At 57.4% G+C, this 22709-nt stretch carries 18 protein-coding genes; 9 read left to right on the top strand and 9 right to left on the bottom strand.

What is annotated here, in order from left to right; all coding sequences use genetic code 11:
- Positions 1 to 15: 15 nt before the first annotated feature.
- Entirely contained in the window at positions 16 to 1287 is a 1272-nt protein-coding gene (locus tag F8N36_RS11430; protein ID WP_291332941.1) for a glycosyltransferase, read from the top strand.
- A 49-nt stretch (positions 1288 to 1336) separates the two neighbouring features.
- On the opposite strand, the gene F8N36_RS11425 is transcribed toward F8N36_RS11430, so the two are convergent.
- The 3 genes from F8N36_RS11425 to F8N36_RS11415 all read right to left on the bottom strand — a co-directional run bounded on the left by F8N36_RS11425 (position 1337) and on the right by F8N36_RS11415 (position 4419).
- The gene (locus tag F8N36_RS11425; RefSeq protein ID WP_291332940.1) at positions 1337 to 2959 is read right to left on the bottom strand and encodes a bifunctional diguanylate cyclase/phosphodiesterase; all 1623 of its coding nucleotides are present in this window, start codon (positions 2957 to 2959) and stop codon (positions 1337 to 1339) included.
- 12 nt (positions 2960 to 2971) lie between these two features.
- On the bottom strand, positions 2972 to 3172 hold the full coding sequence (locus tag F8N36_RS11420) for a hypothetical protein (RefSeq protein WP_291332939.1): 201 nt from the start codon (positions 3170 to 3172) through the stop codon (positions 2972 to 2974).
- 140 nt (positions 3173 to 3312) lie between these two features.
- The gene (locus F8N36_RS11415) at positions 3313 to 4419 is read right to left on the bottom strand and encodes an alanine--glyoxylate aminotransferase family protein (protein WP_291332938.1); all 1107 of its coding nucleotides are present in this window, start codon (positions 4417 to 4419) and stop codon (positions 3313 to 3315) included.
- Positions 4420 to 4698: 279 nt separating this feature from the next.
- Between F8N36_RS11415 and F8N36_RS11410 the strand changes: the two genes are divergently transcribed.
- The 6 genes from F8N36_RS11410 to F8N36_RS11385 all read left to right on the top strand — a co-directional run bounded on the left by F8N36_RS11410 (position 4699) and on the right by F8N36_RS11385 (position 12518).
- Positions 4699 to 5688, top strand: coding sequence for an ABC transporter substrate-binding protein (locus F8N36_RS11410; protein WP_291332937.1), 990 nt, complete (start codon positions 4699 to 4701; stop codon positions 5686 to 5688).
- 140 nt (positions 5689 to 5828) lie between these two features.
- On the top strand, positions 5829 to 6884 hold the full coding sequence (locus tag F8N36_RS11405) for an ABC transporter ATP-binding protein (protein ID WP_291332936.1): 1056 nt from the start codon (positions 5829 to 5831) through the stop codon (positions 6882 to 6884).
- Between the two features lie 98 nt (positions 6885 to 6982).
- The gene (locus tag F8N36_RS11400; protein ID WP_291332935.1) at positions 6983 to 8674 is read left to right on the top strand and encodes an iron ABC transporter permease; all 1692 of its coding nucleotides are present in this window, start codon (positions 6983 to 6985) and stop codon (positions 8672 to 8674) included.
- A gap of 2 nt (positions 8675 to 8676) precedes the next feature.
- On the top strand, positions 8677 to 9741 hold the full coding sequence (locus F8N36_RS11395) for an ABC transporter ATP-binding protein (RefSeq protein WP_291332934.1): 1065 nt from the start codon (positions 8677 to 8679) through the stop codon (positions 9739 to 9741).
- Between the two features lie 501 nt (positions 9742 to 10242).
- Positions 10243 to 11790, top strand: a complete 1548-nt coding sequence (locus F8N36_RS11390; RefSeq protein WP_291332933.1) for an outer membrane homotrimeric porin — start codon at positions 10243 to 10245, stop codon at positions 11788 to 11790.
- 287 nt (positions 11791 to 12077) lie between these two features.
- Positions 12078 to 12518 (top strand): hypothetical protein, encoded by a 441-nt coding sequence (locus tag F8N36_RS11385; RefSeq protein ID WP_291332932.1) that lies wholly within the window; start codon positions 12078 to 12080, stop codon positions 12516 to 12518.
- A gap of 414 nt (positions 12519 to 12932) precedes the next feature.
- On the opposite strand, the gene hcp is transcribed toward F8N36_RS11385, so the two are convergent.
- The 6 genes from hcp to F8N36_RS11355 form a co-directional block, all read right to left on the bottom strand.
- A complete protein-coding gene (gene hcp / locus F8N36_RS11380; RefSeq protein WP_291333079.1) occupies positions 12933 to 14558 on the bottom strand; it encodes a hydroxylamine reductase in 1626 nt (541 codons plus the stop codon).
- A gap of 61 nt (positions 14559 to 14619) precedes the next feature.
- On the bottom strand, positions 14620 to 14973 hold the full coding sequence (locus F8N36_RS11375) for a cupin domain-containing protein (protein WP_291332931.1): 354 nt from the start codon (positions 14971 to 14973) through the stop codon (positions 14620 to 14622).
- Positions 14974 to 15135: 162 nt separating this feature from the next.
- On the bottom strand, positions 15136 to 15825 hold the full coding sequence (locus tag F8N36_RS11370) for a Crp/Fnr family transcriptional regulator (RefSeq protein ID WP_291332930.1): 690 nt from the start codon (positions 15823 to 15825) through the stop codon (positions 15136 to 15138).
- A 284-nt stretch (positions 15826 to 16109) separates the two neighbouring features.
- A complete protein-coding gene (locus F8N36_RS11365; RefSeq protein WP_291332929.1) occupies positions 16110 to 17807 on the bottom strand; it encodes an SLBB domain-containing protein in 1698 nt (565 codons plus the stop codon).
- 179 nt (positions 17808 to 17986) lie between these two features.
- A complete protein-coding gene (locus F8N36_RS11360) occupies positions 17987 to 18364 on the bottom strand; it encodes a DVU3141 family protein (protein ID WP_291332928.1) in 378 nt (125 codons plus the stop codon).
- An 8-nt stretch (positions 18365 to 18372) separates the two neighbouring features.
- Positions 18373 to 18531 (bottom strand): hypothetical protein, encoded by a 159-nt coding sequence (locus tag F8N36_RS11355; protein ID WP_291332927.1) that lies wholly within the window; start codon positions 18529 to 18531, stop codon positions 18373 to 18375.
- Between the two features lie 128 nt (positions 18532 to 18659).
- Between F8N36_RS11355 and F8N36_RS11350 the strand changes: the two genes are divergently transcribed.
- Positions 18660 to 19685 carry a molybdopterin-binding protein gene (locus tag F8N36_RS11350; protein ID WP_366247049.1) on the top strand — a complete coding sequence of 342 codons (1026 nt, stop codon included), beginning with the start codon at positions 18660 to 18662 and terminating at the stop codon, positions 19683 to 19685.
- A gap of 78 nt (positions 19686 to 19763) precedes the next feature.
- Complete coding sequence (locus tag F8N36_RS11345; protein ID WP_291332925.1) at positions 19764 to 22487, top strand: molybdopterin-dependent aldehyde oxidoreductase; 2724 nt, start codon at positions 19764 to 19766, stop codon at positions 22485 to 22487.
- Positions 22488 to 22709 lie beyond the last annotated feature (222 nt).

Below are 22709 nucleotides of genomic sequence, written 5' to 3'. Positions count from 1 at the left end.
GCGGAAGGGGTCTCTATGCGCGTTCTTTTTCTGAATTCTGTTTTCCCCGGCCGCTTTCGCTCCATTGCCCAGGCCTTTGGGGCCAACCCCAAGAATACCGTGCTGTTTCTTGCAGAAACAGGGCAGAAGTTGGCTATCCCCGGTGTGCGACGGCTGCGGATTGCCCCGCCAATACCATATGAAGGGGATGACCCGGCAGAAAAAGAAATGGTCATGCGCCTGCGGCGTGCCGCGCGTGCGGGCAATGCCCTGCTTTCCCTGCGCAGAAACGGCTTTGCGCCCGACCTCATCTGCGGCGCGGCGAGCATGGGCGGCAGTTTTTATGTGCGCGACATATTCCCCAAGGCATTTATTGTGGCCTTGGGCGACTGGTTTTACACCAATGGGGAAAACCACTGCTTTTTCACCAGAGGCACCCCCAGACCTCCTGCGGACTTTGCCCCCCTGCGTGTGAGCAATTTGTGGGAATACAATGCGCTTGGCGAGTGCCATTTGCCCGTAACCACCTCCCTGTGGCAGCGGGCGCAGTATCCGGCAGCATTGCAGCGTGAAATCAAGGTGGTGCCAAGCGGCATCAACACACGTTTTTTTGTGCCGGGTGACGAGAAAAAAGAAGAACAGGCAGGCACTGCGTGCGAAGACCCCTGGGGATGTGCCAGCCACGAGATGGTAACATTTTGCGGCCCCATGCACGATCCCGCGCGCGGTTTTGACCAGTTTCGTCAATGTCTGCCGCGCCTGCTCGAGCTGCGCCCCAACTGCCTTGTGGTGCTGGCCTGGCTTGATATTGCCCAGACCGGGCAAAAAAATGGCCCCGTTCCCGCCCCGGTAGAATGCTCGGAGACAGGCAAGGCCATGAGGCGGGCTGTGGACATTCTGGGCATCGACCAGAGTTTTCGCTCGCGGGTACATCTGCTCGGCGCCCGTTCGCTCAAGGAATACAGGGCCATGTTGCAGCACTCCACTGCCCATGTGTATCTGGCCGCGCCGCATGTTTTTTCCACCGGGCTGCTGGAAGCAATGGCTTGCGGTACCCTGGTGGTTGCCTCAGATACCGCGCCCGTGCGTGAGGTTGTGCAGGACGGAGTAAACGGCTTTTTGTGCGATTTCTGGGATCATGAAACCATGGCGCAAAAACTGGCTGAGGTGCTTGCAAGGGCGCAACAGCTCGGCCATGTGCGCCGCAATGCCCGGCAGACAGTGCTGCGTTCTTACGATGCGGACGTGCAGACCCGCAGGTTTATGGATTTGATAGAAGCAAGCATGCAGAGCAGGGCAGAAGGCTAGAAACGGGCTGGTCCGATCCGTATTTATAAAGTTTGGTCACTTGTCGGGGTTACAGGCCCTGCATGGCCAGACGCGCTTCAAATTCGTGGGTGGGTTCCGGCTTGGCGTAAAAAAATCCCTGAGCCGTGTAGCAGCCCAGCTTCATGATAATGGCGGATTGTTCCGCTGTTTCCACTCCCTCGCAAATTACGCTCATGCCCAGATCGTCCGCCAGGCGGATAATGTTGCCAAGCACGATCTGGGCGCGTCTGCCCGGCAGATCTCGCTGGATAAAGCTACGGTCGATCTTGAGGCAGTCGGTGTCGAGCATCTGCACAATACCCAGCGACGAGTAGCCAGCGCCAAAATCGTCAATGGCGGTCTTGAAGCCCATCTCTTTCAGCTGCACAATCTGCACCCAGACGACATCCGGGTTGTTCATGATGGCGCTTTCGGTAATCTCTATTTCCAGCAGATGGCGGGGAACACCGTGGCGGTCGGCTATGTCGGCCAGCCGCTGGGTGAAGTTGGGACGGTCAAAGTGCAGGCGTGAAAAGTTGCACGATACCGTGTGCATCGGAAGGTTGCGCAGTTTCCAGCTACGCAGGCTGCGGCAGGTTTGCTCGAACACGTGAAAGTCTATGGATGTCACCTGACCATTGCGTTCAAACAGGGGAATAAAGCTACCCGGCAGCAGCAGGCCACGCTGGGGGTGATTCCAGCGCACAAGCGCTTCGCTGCCAACTATTGTGCCGGTGCGCATGTCCACCTTGGCCTGATGCCACACCTCGATTTCGCCATTGACCAGTGCTTCTTCCAGCTTGCCGGTAAGCTCCTGACAGAGCAGAGCCTCCTGCCGCATACGTTCGTTGTACAGTACCATGTGTATGCCCGACGAGCGCTTGGCCTCAAGACGGGCGTAGTTGGCCATATCAAGCATGAGCTGCACGTCGTAGTGCTGCGCCTTGGGCACATGGTAGGCCCCGAAGACGGTGCGCACTGCGTAGGGCAGCGACTGCTGCCTGCGCCATTCGTCCAGCTCGTTGTCCATCTCGCGCAGGCGGGCCGTAAGCTGATCCCAGTTTTCAAAGCGCAACAGCAAAACGAACAGGTCTGATGAAATGCGGGCGCAGCATTCCTCTGGCAGCACATTGCGCTGCAAAATGGCCGCATAGGCCTGCAACAGCCTGTCGCCCATGCCAAATCCAAACTGGTCATTGATGGTTTTGAACTGGCAGATGTCGCCAGAAAGCAGCATGTAGTCAGCCGTGACCTGGGTAACTAACAGGGTCGAGCACAGCGACTTGAGCTTTTCCATATTGGGCAGGCCCGTGAGGTCGTCCTTGTTCAGCTGTGCTTCCATACGGCAGATACGGCCGCACTTGTTGGCAAGGGCAATAAGCATGCTCAGCATGAGCACCAGAAAAATAACGCTCATGAAGCTCACGAAGCGCAACGGGTGGTCGTGCACGATGCTGTCAAAATTCTTACTGGTGCGGGCCGAAAATGTTGTGGGGTCGTCGGGTGGGTAAACAGGCAGCTCGGCCTGTGAATTGAAAGGGGAGACGCCCTGCTCGGTCTGTTGTGCTGCCGTCTGCGCTTTGTCTGTGCTTGCCCAGGCAGGCATCACGGCTACGGTAGGGCAGCAGAACAGGAGCATGGTCAGAAAGAAGGGGAGCCATAATGACTGCATCTGACGGATTCCTCAGCCCTTGTACGGGGCGGCGCTGCCTGCATTGACTGTTTGCCGTTTCAAGCCGCAGCTCAACGGAATGCCGGAATTGGCAGAGAACTCACGCCTTACACAGTTTTGACATTTCAAATATAGTGTTTTGGGCGGAAGAAAGTCAAACGTCAGCGTTATGGGATGAGCCACAACCCGCAGAAGTTGCATGTTGCCGTTCATCTGATCCCCCTGGCCAGCCCGAAACAGACCGGGGACTACAGGCAGAAAAATCCAGCCCCCCGGCCTGGCTGCACCTTGCGTGAAGGTGTTGACCTGCTGCCGGGGGGCTTGCTTAAGACGGGTTTTGGGCGACGTGCCGGTTACAGGCAGGCGGCCACAGCCGCCACAAGGCGGTCGATGGGTTCTTCGCGGGCGCCCTCGCCCATGACTCCGACGCGCAGCACCTTGCCAGCCAGCGCGCCAAGGCCCCCAGCCACTTCAATCTTGTGGTCACTGCGCAGGCGGGCACGCAGAGCGTTGGCGTCCACACCGGCAGGTGGCACAAACAGGTTGACCTGTGGCGCGGCCCCTTCAGTAACATAGGGGCTAAAGCCAAGCTTGCCCATGCCCTGCTTGAGGCGTTCGTGCATGGCCTTGTGGCGGGCAAACGAAGCTTCAAGACCTTCGGCCAGCATGTTGTCCAGGGCCTGATGCAGGCCATAGTACATGTTGATGGGCGCGGTATGGTGGTAGGTGCGGGGTGTGCCTTCCCAGTATTTGCGGATCAGGGTTACGTCCAGATACCAGTTGGGTACCTTGGTTTTACGGCGCGCCATGGCCTCCATGGCAGCTTCCGAGAACGAGGCAGGCGCAAGACCGGGAGGGGTGGAAAGGCATTTTTGCGAGCCACTGTAAAAAGCGTCGATGCCCCATTCGTCCACCCGCACGTCAACACCACCAAGACCGGCCACGCTGTCCACCAGAAAGAGCGTGTCGCTGTTTTTGACCAGCGCGCCAAGTTCGCCCACGGGATTGTTGACGCCCGTGGATGTCTCGGCGTGCACCACTGCAAGAATCTTATAATTTTTCTGGCCGAGCTGTTTTTTTACGGCTTCTACAGAAATGGGAGCGCCCCAGGGGCATTCCACGGTATCCACCAAAGCGCCCAGGCGCGAGGCGACCTCGACCATGCGCGAGCAGAACAGGCCGTTGTTGACAATAAGCACATGGTCGCCCGGTTCTACCAGATTGACAAAGCAGGCTTCCATGCCAGCAGAACCGGTGCCGGAAATGGGAAAGGTTACGGCATTGCGCGTTTTGCATACGGCGCGCAGCTGTTCCTGCAATGCGTCCATCACCTTGATGCAGTCAGGATCAAGATGCCCAAGGGTGGGCAGGCTCATGGCTTCAAGCACATTGGCCGCAACCGGGCTGGGGCCGGGGGCCATCAGAAGCACATGGTCCAATGTTCCGAAAACCGTGGTCATGACAATCTCCTGGTTTGTGTGAGAGGCCTGCGTGCGGCAGACCCTTGCCGGGCGCTTGCTGCGACGGCGGATAAAGCACGGTATCACGCAAATTGACGATGCGGAACAGTGCAATAGGTCACCTGCCCGGCAGAAGACTGGCAGTAGAGCGTATGGAACAAAAACGCATTGTATTCGTGGCGGGCATTCGCTACCTTTAAGAAAAATTCCGGCAGCATGTGGCAGATTGCCGGAATGTGACTGTGTTTTATGAATACCTTCAAACGGAGCGAGTGACAGATGAGACGCATTACCACTCTTCTTTTTGCTGCCGTTTTTCTGGCAGTATCGGCTTTTTCGGCCTTTGCCGCCGAAAAACTGGTGGTCTACACCTCCATGAAAGAATCCATTATTGGTTCGCTCAAGGAGGCCTTTGTTAAAAAATATCCTGATATTGCCATGGATTATCAATCTGCTGGCGCAGGCAAGCTTATGGCAAAAATTGCCACCGAGCGCCAGTCTGGCAAAATCATGGCCGATATAATCTGGACCAGCGAAGTGCCGGACTTCTTCAACATGAAGGCAGAGGGCATTCTGGAAAAATACGAATCGCCGGAGCTCAAGGCGGTTATCAATCCTTTCCCCGATTTTGACGGCTCGTTTACCGCCATCCGTCTGGGCACGCTGGGCATTGCCTACAACAAGCGCCACGTCAAGGAAGCTCCCGCCCAGTGGAACGACATGATGAAACCCGAATTCAAAAAGGCCTTTGGCATTGCCAACCCGGCCCTTTCAGGCACCTCGTACATGAGCATTCAGCTGCTGGTGGACAAGTTTGGCTGGGAATACATTGAAAACGTGCACAAGAATGGCGCGCGCATGGGCAAGGGCTCTGGCCAGGTTATCGACGATACCGCTTCCGGCGACCTTCTGGCCTGCATCGGCGTTGACTACATCGTGAATGACAAGATCAAGAAGGGTGCGGATCTCGCCCTGGTGTACCCGCCCGAAATGCTGGTTATCCCCAGCCCCGCAGCCATTTTCAAGGGCACACCCAATCTGGCGGCCGCCAAGAAGTTTGTGGACTTCCTGCTTTCTGAAGAAGGACAGAAGATTCTGGCCGAACAGGGAACCCTGCCTGTGCGCAAAGGCATTGTGCCCCCGGCTGAATTCGGTTTGCCCACCAGCGAGCAGGCCTTTGAACGGGGTATCAAAATTGATTACCAGCATATTTTGAGCGAAAAAGAATCCACTGTTAAAAAATTTACAGACATAATGATGTCGAAATAGCGACAACAGCGTTACAACTCTGCGATTTTCTCCGTGCGATGAGATACGGCGGAGGCGGGGACAACCATAGTGTGGCGCGGGCATGGCGGTTTGCGGCAGGCAGCCGCCATACCACGCGCACAGCGCAAGCGGGAAATTTCATGGCGGAAATACTTATTGAGAACATATCAAAGTCTTTTGGCGACCACACGGTGCTCAAGGACCTGTCGCTCACGGTGCGCGACGGCGAGTGTTTTACCCTCATTGGCCCATCGGGCTGCGGTAAAACCGTGCTGCTGCGCATCATGGCCGGATTTGAAACCCTGGACGCGGGGCGCATGAGCATTGGCGGCGAAGTGGTGGCCGACGCGCAGAGCGGCACGGCCCTGCCGCCTGAACAGCGCAGCCTTGGCGTGGTTTTTCAGGATTATGCCGTGTGGCCGCACATGACCGTGCGGCAAAACGTGGGCTATCCGCTCAAGATCGCCCGGCGTGACCCTGCCGAGGCGGCGGCGCTGGTGCAAAAGAGCATTGACGATGTGAACCTTACCGGTATGGAAGACCGCCTGCCCTCGCAGCTTTCTGGCGGGCAGCAGCAGCGTGTGGCGCTTGCCCGCGCCCTGGTGGCCCAGCCCAGCCTGTTGCTGCTGGACGAGCCGCTCAATAACCTTGATGCCAACCTGCGCGAAGAAATGCGATTTGAAATCAAGGCACTGCAAAAAAATCTGGGCGTGACCATCCTGTACGTCACCCACGATCAGGAAATTGCCCTGGCCATATCAGACCGCATGGCCTTGCTGGACGAGCAGGGGGCCATCCGCCAGGTTGGCACACCTGAAGAGGTGTTTTCCTCCCCTGCGGACGAATTTGTTTTTTCCTTTCTTGGCATGAGCAATTTTTTGCGGGTCAATGTGGCGGATGGACTTGCAAGCCTTGATGGCTGCACCTTTCCTCTTGCGCCGCAGCCGGGACTGGCAGGCGAGGCCCGCGTTGGATTCCGCCCTTCGGACGTACAGCTGAGCCGGCAGGGCGAGGGCCTGCGCGCCACCGTGCGTCGTGCCAGTTTTCTTGGGGCGTTTACCGATTACCAGCTGGACGTGTGTGGCCAGCATGTGCGCACGGCAGTGGATACCCACGAGGCTCTTGCCCGTGACCTGCTGCTGGCAGAGGGCGATGCGTGCGTCATCAACCTGCGCAGCGCGCACTGGTTCAGCTAGGCGGTATTGCGCATCAGGCTGCACCGGCTGGCGCAGCATAACATCCGTTGTCTGGCAGGACGACGGGCACAGGTTTACTCCAAATTTGGCGGTCAGGTATGCAAGCAGTCAAACAGCAGCGTTCGTGGGGTTTGGCAGAAGTGATCCTGCTTCTGTCCATCGCCATTCTTGTTATTGTGGTTGTGGTTCCGGTGGCGCTGATCTTCTTCAACGCTTTTTTTGTAAACGGGCAGTTCAACGCCGCCGACCTTGTCAAAACCCTGGGCGAAGGTGAAACCTATCAGGCCCTGATGAACTCGCTGTTCATCGCCAGCGGCGTTACCCTGTGCGCCACCGCCGTGGGTACGTTCTTTGCCTGGCTGGTGACCCGTACTGATATTCCCTACAAGGGTTTCATGAAAAGCATGTTTCTGGTGCCCTTCATGCTGCCCTCATTTATCGGTGCACTGGCCTGGAAGATGCTGCTTTCGCCTCGCGCGGGCTATATAAACAGGCTTTGGCGCGATGTTACCGGTGCGGAAGACGCCCTGTTTAATATTTTTTCGTACGCGGGCATCATCTGCATCGAAACCATGTACCTGTTCCCCTTTGTGTTCATTCAGGTGTGCGGCGCGCTCGAGCGTATGGACCCCACGCTTGAGGAATCGGCCCGCATTTCGGGCGCGGGGCTCTTTACCATCACCCGCAAGATAACCCTGCCGCTGGTGCTGCCCAGCATCCTTTCTGGCGCGCTGCTTATCATGCTGTATTCCATGGCGCACTTCGGCACTGTGGCCGTGCTTGGTATTGAGGTGGGCATCTATAATATTCCCACGCTCATTTACGAGCGTATTCATGAAAGCGCGGGCAGCTTTGCCTCCATCCGCACCGGCACTGTGCTGGCTTCGGTGCTGGTGGTTACGGCGGCCCTGATTATCTGGCTGCAACGCAAGGTGCTGGGCTCCGGCAAATACCAGATCATCGGGGGCAAGAGCTTCCGCCCCATGGAGCTCAAGCTGCGTGGCCTGCGTACGCCGCTGTTTGTTTTTTGCCTGCTGTACATCGCCATTACCATTGTGCTGCCCACGGTTACAATCTTTCTTGTGGGCGGGCTCAAAACCTACGGCGTGCCCATTACCTGGGAAAACCTCTCGCTCGACAACTATAAATATGTGTTGTTCGAGTGGGATCAGACCCAGCAGGCCATCAAGAACAGCATAGGCCTCGGGCTGGCTGCGGCCACCATAACCATGTTTGCAGGCGTAATGATCTCGTACGTCATCGTAAAGATGCGGGTGCGGGGCAAGGGCATACTGGAATTTCTGGGCATGCTGCCGTTTTCCGTACCCGGCTCGGTCATTGCCCTTGGCGTGATCCTGGCCTGGAGCGGCCGCTTTGGAGTGAATCTTTACAATACCATATGGATTATTCTTATCGCCTACATTGCGCGTTACATGGCCTTTTCGCTCAAGGCCAACTCGGCCGCGCTTGAACAGGTGCACGATTCGCTGGTGGAAGCGGCCCGCGCCTGCGGCGCCAGTATGTGGCAGGCCCTGCGCGATGTTGTGCTGCCTCTGGTACGTCCCGGCATGGTGGCGGCGTTCTTTCTCATCTTTTTGCCAGCCCTGCGCGAGCTGACGGTTTCAGTCATGCTGTACGGCACCACCAGCCGCACCATCGGCGTTGCCATCTACACCCTTAACGAAGACGGCGAAACTGTTACCTCGGCGGCTCTGGCGGGCATCGCCCTTATTCTCATCGTGACCGGCCAGAGCATCATCAACCACTTCGCCAAGTCCAGGCAGGCCTGATCATGTCCATTTCACTAAGCAATGTTACCAAGTATTTTGGCAAGGTTAAGGCTGTTTCATCCCTGAACCTCGAAATAGGCGACGGCGAGTGTTTTTCCATGCTCGGACCTTCTGGTTGCGGCAAAACCACAACCCTGCGTATGGTGGCGGGGTTTGAAGACCTGGACGAGGGCGAGATCAGCGTTAATGGCAAGCTGCTTTCGTCGAGCAGCAAAAAATATTATCTGCCGCCCGAGAAACGCGATTTTGGCATGGTTTTTCAAGCTTTTGCCGTATGGCCGCACATGAGCGTGTACGAAAATGTGGCTTTCCCACTGCGCATCAAAAAGGTGGGCGCGGCGGAACTGCACAAACGTACCACAGAGGCCCTGCAGCACACCAACCTGATTGACGTGGCACAAAAAAGCCCGGCGGATCTCTCTGGCGGCGGCAAACAGCGTGTTGCCCTTGCCCGGGCGCTGGCCATCAACCCTTCGGTCATGCTGCTGGACGAGCCGCTCTCAAGCCTTGACCCTCACCTGCGCGAAGAGATGCGTTTTGAAATCAAGGAGCTGCAAAAAATCTACGGCTTCTCCATCATGTATGTAACCCACGATCAGTCGGAGGCCATGGCGCTCTCTGACCGCATACTGGTGATGAAAAACGGCGTGGTGCAGCAGGTGGCCTCACCTCTTGAGGTATATACGCGGCCCGCCAACCGTTTTGTGTTCAGCTTCATCGGGCTGTCAAACTTTACGGAAATGACCGTGACGGCAACCCACATGCAGCTGGAGGGCGTGAGCGCCCCTTTCCCTGTCGGGTGTGAGCCTGACGCGCAGATTATGAACATCGGTCGGGGAATAATAGCCAGCCGACCCAACGAAATCGAATTTGTCGACGAGGGGGGCGTGCCGGGTATAGTGGAGCGACGAACATTTCTTGGTGAGCAGCTTGACTACCAGGTTCGTGTGGGCGAGCAGAGCGTACGGGTGCAAAAAGGCCGCTATGACCGTGGCCCACATCAGGGTGAAACCTGCCGCCTGCATTTTTTGAAGCCCCTGTGGTTCCCTGTGGACGAACAGGCCTGACCATACCTGCTTTATGTCGGGTCGGCCTTGGCTGGCCTGCCCGCATCAGCAACTGACGGTTCCGCAGTGGTCACGCAACCCCTTCATTTATTGAAGGGTGTGCGTGACCACTCATATTGTGGATGTGGGAAATGCTGTAAACTGCCTGATATTTCCCAATCAAGGGGCGACAAAAATGGCGTGAAAAAATTTTTAACCAGCTGGTTTCGGGCGGATTGTGCGCCAGCAGTGCGGAATTTTGGCTACAAGCTCTAAAAAAAATCCCTGTGGCAAGCTTGTGACAAAAATTTTTTTCAGGTCTAAAGTTTTTTTAACCTGCTAAAATGTAAGTATATACATATTTGAGGCTCCATTAAGGCCGTTTTGGGTAAAAATTTTTGCACGATAGGGCTTGCATTGTGTTTAGCCCTTCCATATATTTGCACCGAAGCGGGAAACCGCTCCACAGGCGTTTATATGAAACCATAGTCCCAAGCGGGGCAAAAGAAAGGAAGGATAACCATGAAAAAGATCGCTACTCTTCTGTTGGCGGCCGGCTTGGTGTTCGGCGCTGCCACGGGCGCCAGCGCCATCGACTTCAAGGCCAAGGGCCAGTGGATCATGAGCTTCGACTACGGCCAGAACGGTGGTTTCACCGGCGGTAACGGCCGCACTGGCTTCAACGGCGGCGGCAACCGCTACGCCAACGAAGACGAATTCGAAGCGCGTCAGCGCGTTCGTCTGCAGTTGGACGCCGTGGCTTCTGAAGCCCTGTCCGGCACCGTGTTCTTCGAAATCGGCGACCAGACCTGGGGCCGTTCCGCTCAGGGCGCCTCTCTTGGTGCTGACGGTCAGGTCGTGGAAGTGAAGAACGCTTACATCGACTGGATCGTTCCCCAGACCGACCTGAAGTTCCGCATGGGCATTCAGGGCATGGCTCTGCCCAGCTTCACCACCGGCAGCAACGTCTTCAACGACGACGTGGCCGGCATCACCGCCTCCTACCAGTTCAACGAAAACGTTGGCGTGACCGCCCTGTGGGCCCGTCCTTACAACGACAACTACACCAATGCCAACGACCATGGCGGCAACCGCACCAACTACCTGGACAACATGGACGTGTTTGCCCTGCTGGTGCCCCTGACCTTTGACGGCGTGAAAGTGACCCCCTGGGTCAGCTACGCTGCCATCGGACCCAACACCTTCCGTAGCTCCAACGGCTACTTCAGCAACGTGCCTGCCACCAGCAATGCTTACCCCACCGCTGGCATGATTCCCCTTGGTGGCGCCCGTCACAAGGACGGCACCGCCAGCACCAAGGCCATGGGTTCCTACGGCAACGCCGTGTGGGCTGGCCTGACCGGCGAAGTGACCACGTTTGATCCCTTCCGCATCGCGTGGGATTTCAACTACGGTTCCGTTTCCTATGCTGACACCCGCGCCAACCGCGCTGGCTGGCTTGGTTCTTTGCTGTTTGAATACAAGCTTGATTGGGCCATCCCCGGCTTGTACATGTGGTACGCTTCCGGTGACGACGGCAATCCTGCCAACGGCTCCGAACGCATGCCTTCCATCAGCGTGAACAACAACAACAACGGCTTCTCTGATTTCGCCTTCAACGGCGGACCCATGATCGCCCGTGAAGCCATCCTTGGCTACGACATGTCCGGCACCTGGGGCATCGGCGCCCGCTTGAAGGACATGAGCTTCATCGAAAACCTGAAGCACACCGTGCGCCTGAACCTCATCGGCGGTACCAACAGCACCACCATGACCCGTTACCTGGCGCCCCACAACGGTGCGTACACCACCTTCAGCAACTCCGGCCCCAACTCCGGTATTGCTGGCGCCAATCCGCTGTACATGACCACCAACGACACCGCGCTGGAAATTGGTCTGTCCAACGATTACAAGATGTATGACAACTTCACGGTGTCTCTTGACGCCGCCTACATCGCCACCTGGCTTGACCAGTCCCGTGGCGTGTGGGGCACCAGCCGCATGAACGGCCGTAGCGACCAGGAACGTGATCCCTGGAACGTGAACGTCCGTTTCGTGTACTCCTTCTAAGAGTACCCAGTCTTACTATCAAAAGGGGAGCCTTCGGGTTCCCCTTTTTTTGTTTCCAGTTGATCCTCCCTATCAAAGCTGAGTATCTGTCACTCCCCGCAATGCCTTGCCTTGTTGATGCCAATGCCTCTGTGATGTTCCCCCTCTGCCTGCTCAGCGTGGATAATGCCTCTGGCCCTGTTGCTTATGCCATTTTGGTCATGCGTAGGCACCAGGTGTGCCTCGACCTGATGGCATCTGACACGCCCGTTGCGTTCGCGTGAATTATTTAGCCTAACGGCGGACCCATGATCGCCCGTGAAGCCATCCTTGGCTACGACATGTCCGGCACCTGGGGCATCGGCGCCCGCTTGAAGGACATGAGCTTCATCGAAAACCTGAAGCACACCGTGCGCCTGAACCTCATCGGCGGTACCAACAGCACCACCATGACCCGTTACCTGGCGCCCCACAACGGTGCGTACACCACCTTCAGCAACTCCGGCCCCAACTCCGGTATTGCTGGCGCCAATCCGCTGTACATGACCACCAACGACACCGCGCTGGAAATTGGTCTGTCCAACGATTACAAGATGTATGACAACTTCACGGTGTCTCTTGACGCCGCCTACATCGCCACCTGGCTTGACCAGTCCCGTGGCGTGTGGGGCACCAGCCGCATGAACGGCCGTAGCGACCAGGAACGTGATCCCTGGAACGTGAACGTCCGTTTCGTGTACTCCTTCTAAGAGTACCCAGCCTTACTATCAAAAGGGGAGCCTTCGGGTTCCCCTTTTTTGTTTCCTGTTGATCCTCCTTATCAAAGCTGAGCATCTGCCGCATCTTGCATTGATGCCAATGCCTCTGTGATGTTCCCCCTCTGCCTGCTCAGCGTTGATAACGCCCCTGGCCCTGTTGCTTATGCCCATTTGGGTCATGCGTTGGCACCAGGTGTGCCTCGACCTGATGCATCTGACACGCCCGTTGCGTTCGCGTGAATTATTTTGCCTGTTGCGACGCTCTGTTACTTTCTTGGTATGTTTTGCACTGCCACACGGCAGGGGCACAACAAAAAAGCGGCGCACCCCGTATGAGGTACGCCGCAGATGCGTTACACGGACGGCATGCTTACGCGCGCCGTCCGTGTCTTTCAGCAATCTGGTTTAGCCAAAAAAGGCCTTGAGGTCGTCCTGAGGATTGGTGATGCCACCGATGCCAAACTGTTCCACCAGCACCTTGGCCACATTGGGCGACAGGAAGGCGGGCAGCGTCGGTCCGAGGTGGATGTTCTTTACACCCAGGGCAAGCAGGGCCAGCAGCACGATAACGGCCTTCTGTTCGTACCAGGCAATATTGTACACGATGGGCAGGTCGTTGATGTCGGCCAGACCAAACACTTCCTTGAGCTTCAGGGCAACCACGGCCAGAGAGTAGGAGTCGTTGCACTGACCGGCGTCGAGCACGCGTGGGATGCCACCGATGTCGCCCAGAGGCAGCTTGTTGTAGCGGTACTTGGCGCAACCGGCAGTGAGGATAACCGTATCCTTGGGCAGGCCTTCGGCGAATTCGGTGTAGTATGAGCGGCCCTTCATGCGGCCATCGCAACCGGCCATGACCACAAATTTCTTGATGGCGCCAGACTTCACGGCGTCGATAACCTTGTCAGCAAGGGCCAGAACCTGATTGTGCGCAAAGCCGCCCACGATTTCGCCGCTTTCAATTTCGGTAGGAGCGGGGCAGGTCTTGGCATGAGCGATGATGGCCGAGAAATCCTTGTGTTCGCCGATTTCACCGGGAATGTGCTTGCAGCCGGGGAAGCCAACCACGCCCGTGGTGTACACGCGGTCCTTGTAGCTGTCTTTGGGCGGCACAAGGCAGTTGGTGGTCAGCAGGATGGGGCCGTTGAAGGTTTCAAATTCTTCCTTTTGCTTCCACCATGCGTTGCCATAGTTGCCCTTGAAGTGACTGAACTTCTTGAAGGCAGGGTAGTAGTGGGCGGGCAGCATTTCAGAGTGGGTGTACACGTCAACGCCGGTGCCTTCGGTCTGTTCAAGCAGCATCTGCAGGTCGCGCAGGTCGTGACCAGAAATCAGGATGCCGGGGTTGGTGCCCACGCCAATGTTGACCTTGGTGATTTCAGGGTTGCCGTAGGTGCTGGTGTTGGCGGCGTCGAGCAGAGCCATGACGCTCACGCCCTTGCTGCCCGTTTCGAGGGTCAGGCCAACGAGGTCGGCCACGGAGAGGCTGTCGTCCAGGGTTTTGGCAAGGGCTTCCTGCAGAAAACCGTCCACTTCAGGATCATGCTTACCCAACACATCAGCGTGTTTGGCATAGGCGGCCATGCCCTTGAGACCAAAGGTAACGAGCCAGCGCAGGGAGCGCACGTCGTCGTCGCTGGTGGCAAGAATGCCCACAGTGGCAGCCTTGGCGAGCATGGCTTCCTTGTCGGCAGCTTCCCACAGGGCGGCGTCGGCCAGGCCATCGCTCGAGCCAAGTTCGGCGATCAGGGTTTTCTTGGCGGCACAGGTTTTGCGAACACGCTCGGCGAGCATGTCATCATCAAAGTTGGCATTGGTGATGGTGCAGAAAAGGTTGCCCACAACCATGCGGTCAATGTCATGGCCCACGGTCTTGCCCTTGGCGCGCAGCTTGGTGGCAACCTGCGAAAGGCCCTTGGTCACATATACCAGCACGTCCTGAAGGGCGGCGGTCTCAGGCTTCTTGCCGCACACACCTATTTGGGTGCAGCCTTTATTGCCTACGGTTTCCTGGCACTGGTAGCAGAACATGGCGTTGCTCATGAAAAGTCTCCTTACGCTCCGCAAGGCGGAGGCTGTGCGGGTGATCCGCCTAAGCGGCGGCCTTGGGGGTAGAAAAAACGACGGTAAGCAGCATCTTGAAGCGCTCTTGCGCGCGTACTGCGTGCGGCTGACCAGCGGGCATAATGATAACCTCACCCGCCTTGACCGTATGTGACTGGCCGCTGATGGTTACTTCTGCGGCACCTTCGAGAACGAGAACCATCGCGTCGCCCGTGGAGGTATGGGCGCTGATTTCTTCGTTTGCGTCAAAGGCAAACAGGGTAATGCCCACAGAGGCGTTTTGGATAAGGGTCTTGCTTGCGATCTGGCCGGGTTGGCATTCGACCTGCGCGGCCAGGGGCAGCGCTGCGGCGTAATCAAGGTTCTTGAGAATGCGTTCCATGAGGCCCTCCTTGTGTTGACGATTTCGTTCTATCAAGGCTGGGACAATGGTTCCGTACCAATTGTTACGGATGCGCAAAAAAGATGAAAAAAATTTTCTGTCAGGCTGCAAAAGCGGAATGCACGTATCTCAAACCACAATATTTATTAAAAAATAAATAGCTTAGGCCGGAAAGTACTCGCACAGAAAATTCAGGGAGGCGGGGTCGGGCACGCGTATGGCGCGTCCTTCAATCTGTAGCAGGCCTTCATCGCGCATGGAGGCCAGCTCGCGTGACAGGGAGGGGCGGGTAACCCCCAGAAAATCGGCCATCTGCTCGCGGTTCATGGCCAGCGAAACATTGCCGTCGGGCTGGCGGTGCTCAAGCAGCAGGGCCGCAATCTTGCGCCGCAGGCTGCCAGATGAAAGCAGCGAGATGCGACGCGTGAGAAAAAAAGCCTTGTGCGCAAATATGCCCAGCATATTGCGTATCATGCGCGAATGCACAGAACACGATTTTTCGCAGGTGGCGTAAAAGAACCGCGCCGGTATGCCCAGCACGCGCACCGGGGTTTCAGCCAGCACGCTGCATCCATAACTGGGGCGGCCCAAAAAAACATGCACCTCACCAAAAAGATCGCCGGGGGCCTCTACGCGGGCCATAACCGCACGTCTGCCTTCCGCCGATTCTCGGCATACGTTAACCGTGCCTTCAAGCAGTACATAGAGCCTTTCCGGGGGGTCTGATTCTGCAAAAATCAGTGCGCCCTTTCCGTGCTGTTCTTCAGATGCTCCACTGCAGGCAAGGCACAGGCTGGCTTCGTGCCCGCTCATGCCCGAAAACAGTGGTGAGGCTTCCAATGCGCGTTCCATGTACTCCTCTGACAGATGCATAATACCTTGAATCAGCTTACAACAAATTGTGTCTGTGACGCAACCACACGTGAGCACATTTTGTAGCCGAAACTGAAAAGGGGGCCGAAGCCCCCCTGGTTTTGTTGCCCAAGTCAACGTGTATATCAGACCAATGATGCCAGCATTTTTTTTGTGACCTCAAGTGACTGCTTTTTCCACATCGCTGCCCTGCGGCAAAGCTACAGCTGAAAGATCTGGCAGGGTAGATACTGCACTGCAATCAGCCGTTATTTTTGTGTTCATTACAAGGATGGCATACCCAGCAGCAGACGGGCCGAAACCACAACCTGCATGATAACCTGGGTAATATCCTTGACGGCCTGCATGTTTTTGGATTCCACCCTTGGCAGAATCATAACCTGATCGCCTGGCAGAATCTTGTCTCCGTCCTGCGAAACAGAGCCGTTCTGGTGCAACACCAGTACCTTGTCGTGGTCGGCACGGTTGGTGTAACCGCCAGCGCCCTTGATGTAGTCGTCCACATCCTTCTTTTTGCCCCACAGCATTGCCTGGGGCATCATGACCTCGCCACTCACGAGCACTACGTCGCTCTTGGGCGGTATAACAATAATGTCGCCGTCCTCCAGCGCCAGATCGGCCTTGTCCGGGCCACCATCGAGCACCACAACACCCTCGGGTTCCACTGTTTTGGCGCGCTCCACAAACTTGGAGACCATTTCGGCCTCCTTGGCGCGGATGGACGCTTCGTCCGAGCTGGCAGATGAAGCAGTGAGGGCTGTTTCCTCAAGCCTGCGCAGCGAATCGGCGATTGCCTTTTTCTGGCGGGCTGCAACGCTCTTACGCTTGATGTACATGGCCTGCAGATTGGCGCGGCCCGGTTCAACCGCAATGAAGTTCTTTACTTCCTGCAGGCGGGCGCCGCGCCGCACGGGAAAGCGCGAGGCGCCGCGCACAGCACCCTGCACTTCAACCATCATGGTGTTGCCGGGCGCATCGGCAATAAACTGTACCTGATCGCCGTCTTCCAGCATGAGGTTGCGCAGTTCCTTGAGCGGCAGATAGGTGCTGTAGGGCGCGCCATTGCGCGTGCCCGTAAGGGCAATGTGCGAGGCGCTGTTTTGCGGCTCGGCCAGTTCAATCAGGGCCGCACCAGAAGATTTGCCCTTGGGGAATTCAAACTTGGCCGGGGTGCGCACTGCACCGATGGCGGTAACCGTGGGGCCTTTGTCGCCTACCACCAGAGTGTCGCCTTCCTGTACGCGCACGGCTGGCAATACGCCCTTGCGGGCAAAGGGGTAGAGGTCGAGGTTGGCTACGGCCTTGCCGTCGCGCATAAGGCGAATGTCACGGTAGCTGCCTCGCACCGGGTCGAGCCCGCCCGCCTTGTCAAGAAAGCTCAGCAGGGGGTCGCCGGGCGTGCCAGTGTAGCGCCCCGGCTTGGCCACGCCGCCGGTCACAAAAATGGCCACAGGGCGGGCATCGAGTGGGGCTGCGTAGATCTGCGCGTCAGAGTGACCATTGGCGGCCAGTTTGCTGCGCAGGGCTTCTGTCAGCTTGTCGTAGCCAAGCCCAGCAACGGGAATAGCGCCCACCTCGGGCACGTCAAGATGGCCGTCGGCGGCTACGATAAGGGTGCTGTCAACCTTGAGGTTGCCGCCCCAAAGACGCAATACCACCCTGTCGCCAGGGGCGATGATGGAGGTATCCTTGGCGTCTTTGGCCGCGTCCTTGCTTTGCGAAAAATTGCCCTGAAAAAGGTTGGCTGCATAGGGTTGCGGAGCGTCCTCGGCCTTGGCTGTACACGACAAGGCCAGAAATACCAGCAGAAAAGCAAAAAATGTTCTGTGCGACATGGTAGTGATGATGCAATGGGTTCGGGCTTGCATGGCCCCCAGAAATGGTTCCACAAACAGGCAGTTGCCCTTGGGTTCCGTGACCAGCCCTGTGGCGCGGTTCGCGGGTGGAATGGCCAGCGCCATGTGCCAACCGATGCGGAAAAGCGCCGTTGCAGGGCTTGCAACCGTAACAAGTGAAGCGCACGGGCATGATAGCCGCCGTGCGCTTCAATAAATAATCATATTTGCCCAGATTAGCCAGAGGCAATGCTGGTATGGGCGTTTTTTTGCCCGCATGCCTCAAGGCTCTGCTCAGGGGTGTTTTATTGCGAGAGGCCCTGTCCCCACACGCGTGGGGCCATGTTCCAGCGGCCCGTGGCATCGCGGCAGATGACAATAACCTCTGCCTCACGCTGACCCGCAAGCACCGTGCCGCGTTTGCAGTCTTCGCCCTTGGCCGAGGTAAAAAGTTCATCGAGGCTCACGCGCACGCCCTTGCCAAAATCTGGGTCGTCAACAGTAGCGGTTTCGCCCACGTTGGAAGCAATCATGAATCCCGTAACCGGGCCGGGGGGCGTTTCTGGCTGGGCAGGCGATCCGCCAAAGCCGCACCCGCCGAGCAGCAGGGTGGCAAAAAGCGCCAGTCCGGAAAGTGCAAGCCGGGCTTGGCCCAGTGGCAAGTATGCTGAAAGCGTTTGCATGGCGTTCCTCATAATACTGCCGCGATCATAAAAATCGCGGCGGCGTTTTCTTTCCCTGTCGCAAAGAATAGGGCCGCTGTCAATGCCGCCTGTCTGCTGGCGCGGGCACTTGCGGGCACAATAATCACGCTTTTTGCAAAAAAGAGGAATTTATCTGTTGATACCATGACAAGTCAGCCGGTTAGCAAAAGCACAATTAATAAATAACGAATTTTATTTTGCATTTTGTTGCGAGGGTGCTATTTTATGCACAATCTAGAAGTCAGCTTCGGGAGAGGTCATGTCCAAATTGGCAATGAAAACCATCCGTGTTCATGACGCCGTGGGTAGTATTTTGTGCCACGACATCACCAGAATTGTGCCAGGTGAAAGCAAAGGACCAGTTTTTCGCAAAGGCCATGTGGTGCGGCAGGAAGATGTTGAGGTGCTTTTACAGGTCGGAAAAGAGCATCTTTACGTTTTTGAATCCCTGCCCGGCATGGTGCACGAAAATGACGCCGCCGCGCGCATAATTGCCGCCGTTGCTGGTGGTAACCTTGTGCACACTGACCCCAAGGAAGGCCGCATCGATCTGCAGGCCGCCTGTGATGGGCTGTTGCGCATTGATGTGCCGGTACTCAACCGCATCAACAGCCTTGGCGAAATATCTGTCGCAACCATCCACACCATGCAACATGTCACCAAGGGCCGTTCTGTTGCAGGGGCTCGTGTTGTGCCGCTGATGATTGAAGACGAAAAACTGCGTCAGCTTGAGGCGTTTGTGAGCGGGCCGGTCATAGAAGTGTTGCCGCTACGCCGCGCCAAGGTTGGTGTGGTCACTACCGGCAGCGAGGTTTTTTATGGTCGTATACAGGATGCTTTTGGCCCTGTACTGCGCAAAAAATTTATGGCTCTGGGCAGCACGGTGGTGGGGCAAACCCTCACCAGCGACGAAGTGCCCATGACAGCCGGGGCAATCAGGGATTTTCTGGAGCAAGGAGCTGATCTTATTGTGGTTACGGGCGGCATGTCTGTAGATCCCGACGACCGCACGCCCACAGCCATCCGCGCTTCCGGTGCAGAAGTGGCAAGTTACGGCGCGCCGGTCTACCCTGGGGCCATGTTTCTTCTGGCATATGCCGAGGGCGCTGCTGGGCGGGTTCCCGTACTGGGGCTGCCCGGCTGCGTCATGTACCACAAGGCCAGCATCTTTGACCTGATCGTGCCGCGCCTTTTGGCGGGCATAGAGGTAAGTGCGGCCGATGTGGCGGCATTGGGGCACGGCGGTTTTTGCTCGCAGTGCGAAGTATGCCGTTACCCCATTTGTCCCTTTGGCAAGTAGGGAGGCGACAAGCCAGATACCGGGCGCGGATTTTCCGCGTAGGCATATAACTTTGTTCATCATTTAAAGGAGTCGCGCATGGAAACAAAAACCCTTGTGATTAACGGCATCCCCCGGCGTTTGCTGGTTAAACCTGAAGATATGCTGGTGGACGTGTTGCGTGATCAGTTGCAGCTCACCAGTGTCAAGGTTGGTTGCGGCAAAGGCCAGTGTGGCGCCTGCTCTGTTATTCTTGACGGTAAAGTTGTACGCGCCTGCGTTGTCAAAATGAATCGCGTGGCGGAAAACGCCGCCGTTACAACCCTTGAGGGCGTAGGTACGCCCGCCAATCTGCACCCCCTGCAGCACTCCTGGATATTCCACGGTGCGGCCCAGTGCGGTTTCTGTACCCCCGGTTTCATCGTTTCGGCCAAGGCCCTGCTTGATTCCAATCCCAATCCCAGTCGCGAGGACGTGCGCGACTGGTTCCAGAAAAACCACAACGTATGCCGCTGCACGGGCTACAAGCCTCTGGTGGATGCCGTTATGGACGCCGCCGCCCTTATGCGCGGCGAAAAATCTCTGGACGACGTGACCTTCAAGATGCCTGCCGATGGCCGCATCTGGGGTTCCACCATTCCTCGTCCCACTGCCGTTGCCAAGGTGACCGGCACCGCCGAATTCGGCGCGGACGCGGCGCATCGCCTGCCCGCCAACACCCTGCATCTGGCCCTGGCCCAAGCCAAGGTATCGCACGCCCTTATCAAGGGCATTGACACCTCTGAAGCCGAAAAAATGCCCGGTGTCTACAAGGTGCTCACCCATAAGGACGTGAAGGGCAGAAACCGCATCACCGGTCTCATCACCTTCCCCACCAACAAGGGTGACGGCTGGGAACGCCCCATCCTTAACGACACCAAGATATTCCAGTACGGCGACGCCCTTGCCATAGTGTGCGCCGATTCTGAATGCAACGCCCGCGCCGCCGCCGAAAAGGTCAAGTTTGACCTCGAGCTGCTGCCCGAATACATGAGCGCCCCCGAAGCCATGGCTCCGGACGCCATCGAAATCCACCCCGGTACCCCCAATATTTACTATGAACAGCTTGAAGAAAAAGGCGCGGATACCGCTCCCTTCTTCAATGATTCCGCCAATGTGGTTGCCGAGGGCAGCTACTACACCCAGCGCCAGCCCCACCTGCCCATCGAACCCGATGTGGGCTATGGCTACATCAATGACAAGGGTCAGGTGGTCATCCACTCCAAGTCTGTGGCCATCCACCTGCACGCGTTGATGATCGCCCCCGGCCTTGGCCTGGAATTCCCCAAGGATCTGGTCGTGGTGCAGAACACCACCGGCGGCACCTTTGGCTACAAGTTCAGCCCCACCATGGAAGCCCTTGTGGGCGTGGCCGTCATGGCCACCGGCCGTCCCTGCCACCTGCGCTACAACTATGAACAGCAGCAGAGCTACACCGGCAAGCGCTCGCCCTTCTGGACAACCGTTCGCTACGCCGCCAACAAGCAGGGCAAGATTCTTGCCATGGAAACGGACTGGAGCGTTGACCACGGCCCCTATTCCGAATTCGGCGATCTGCTCACCCTGCGCGGCGCACAGTACATTGGCGCTGGCTACGGCATTGCCAATATTCGCGGCAAGGGCCGTACCGTTGCCACCAACCACTGCTGGGGCGCCGCTTTCCGTGGTTACGGCGCGCCGGAAACGGAATTCCCCTCTGAAGTGCTCATGGACGAGCTCGCCGAAAAGCTCGGCATGGATCCCTTTGAAATCCGCGCGCTGAACTGCTACCGCGAGGGCGATACCAACCCCTCGGGCCAGACTCCTGAAGTCATGAGCCTGCCCGAAATGTTTGAAAAAATGCGCCCCTATTACGAAGAATCCAAAAAGGCCGTCAAAGCCCGCTCCACCGCCGAAGTTAAACGCGGCGTGGGCATTGCCCTTGGCGTGTACGGCGCTGGCCTTGATGGGCCGGATACCTCCGAGGCCTGGGCGGAACTGAACCCCGACGGCAGCGTCACCATCGGCAACTCGTGGGAAGACCACGGTCAGGGCGCTGATTCCGGTACTCTGGGCACCGCGCACGAAGCCCTGCGTCCCCTGGGCATCAAGCCCGAAAGCATCCATCTGGTCATGAACGACACCAGCAAGACCCCCAATTCCGGTCCTGCGGGCGGCTCGCGTTCACAGGTGGTTACGGGTAACGCCACCCGTGTGGCCTGCGAAATGCTGATTGAAGGCATGCGCAAGCCCAGCGGCGGTTTCTTTACCTATGAAGAAATGAAGGCCGAAGGCCGCCCCGTGCACTACGACGGCAAGTGGTCTGCCCCGGCCAAGGATTGCGACCTCAAGGGCCAGGGCGAACCTTTTGCCTGCTACATGTACGGCCTGTTCCTGGCCGAAGTGGCCGTGGAAGTGGCCACCGGCAAGACCACCGTTGAAAAGCTCGTGTGCGTGGCCGACATCGGCACCCTGTGCAACAAGCTGGTGGTCGACGGCCAGATCTACGGCGGTATGGCGCAGGGCGTGGGTCTTGCCCTTACCGAAGACTACGAAGACCTCAAGAAGCACAGCACCCTTGCTGGCGCGGGCGTGCCTACCATCAAGATGATTCCCGACAACATGGAAATCGTCTATGTGCAGACCCCCCGCAAGGCTGGTCCCTTCGGTGCTTCCGGCGTGGGCGAGATGCCCCTCACCGCGCCGCACCCCGCCATCATCAACGCCATCTACAATGCCTGCGGCGCGCGCGTGCGTCATCTGCCCGCCCGTCCCGAAAAGGTGTTGGAGGCCATGCCCAAGTAGCGTAGGCTAAGGCCAAACATCTGAATAATTGGGGAGAATCCTTTGCAAAAAGGGTTCTCCCCCACAAAAGTGCATAAAGATCCCTGAGTTATATTTGGTATTTATCCGAGGTTCAGCCACAAGGGCTGCCACGGTGGCACGGTTTGCGGGGTTTTCAGGGAGCTCTCTGAAAGCCCCGCTTGCCGTTTGGGCAGCGGCCCCGCCACTCTTTGACGCAATACC

Origin of the sequence: Desulfovibrio sp. (genome assembly GCF_009712225.1) — a bacterium.
Classification (GTDB): domain Bacteria; phylum Desulfobacterota; class Desulfovibrionia; order Desulfovibrionales; family Desulfovibrionaceae; genus Desulfovibrio.
Note: the sequence above shows the minus strand (reverse complement) of the source record. Positions and strands in the feature narration are given on the sequence as shown.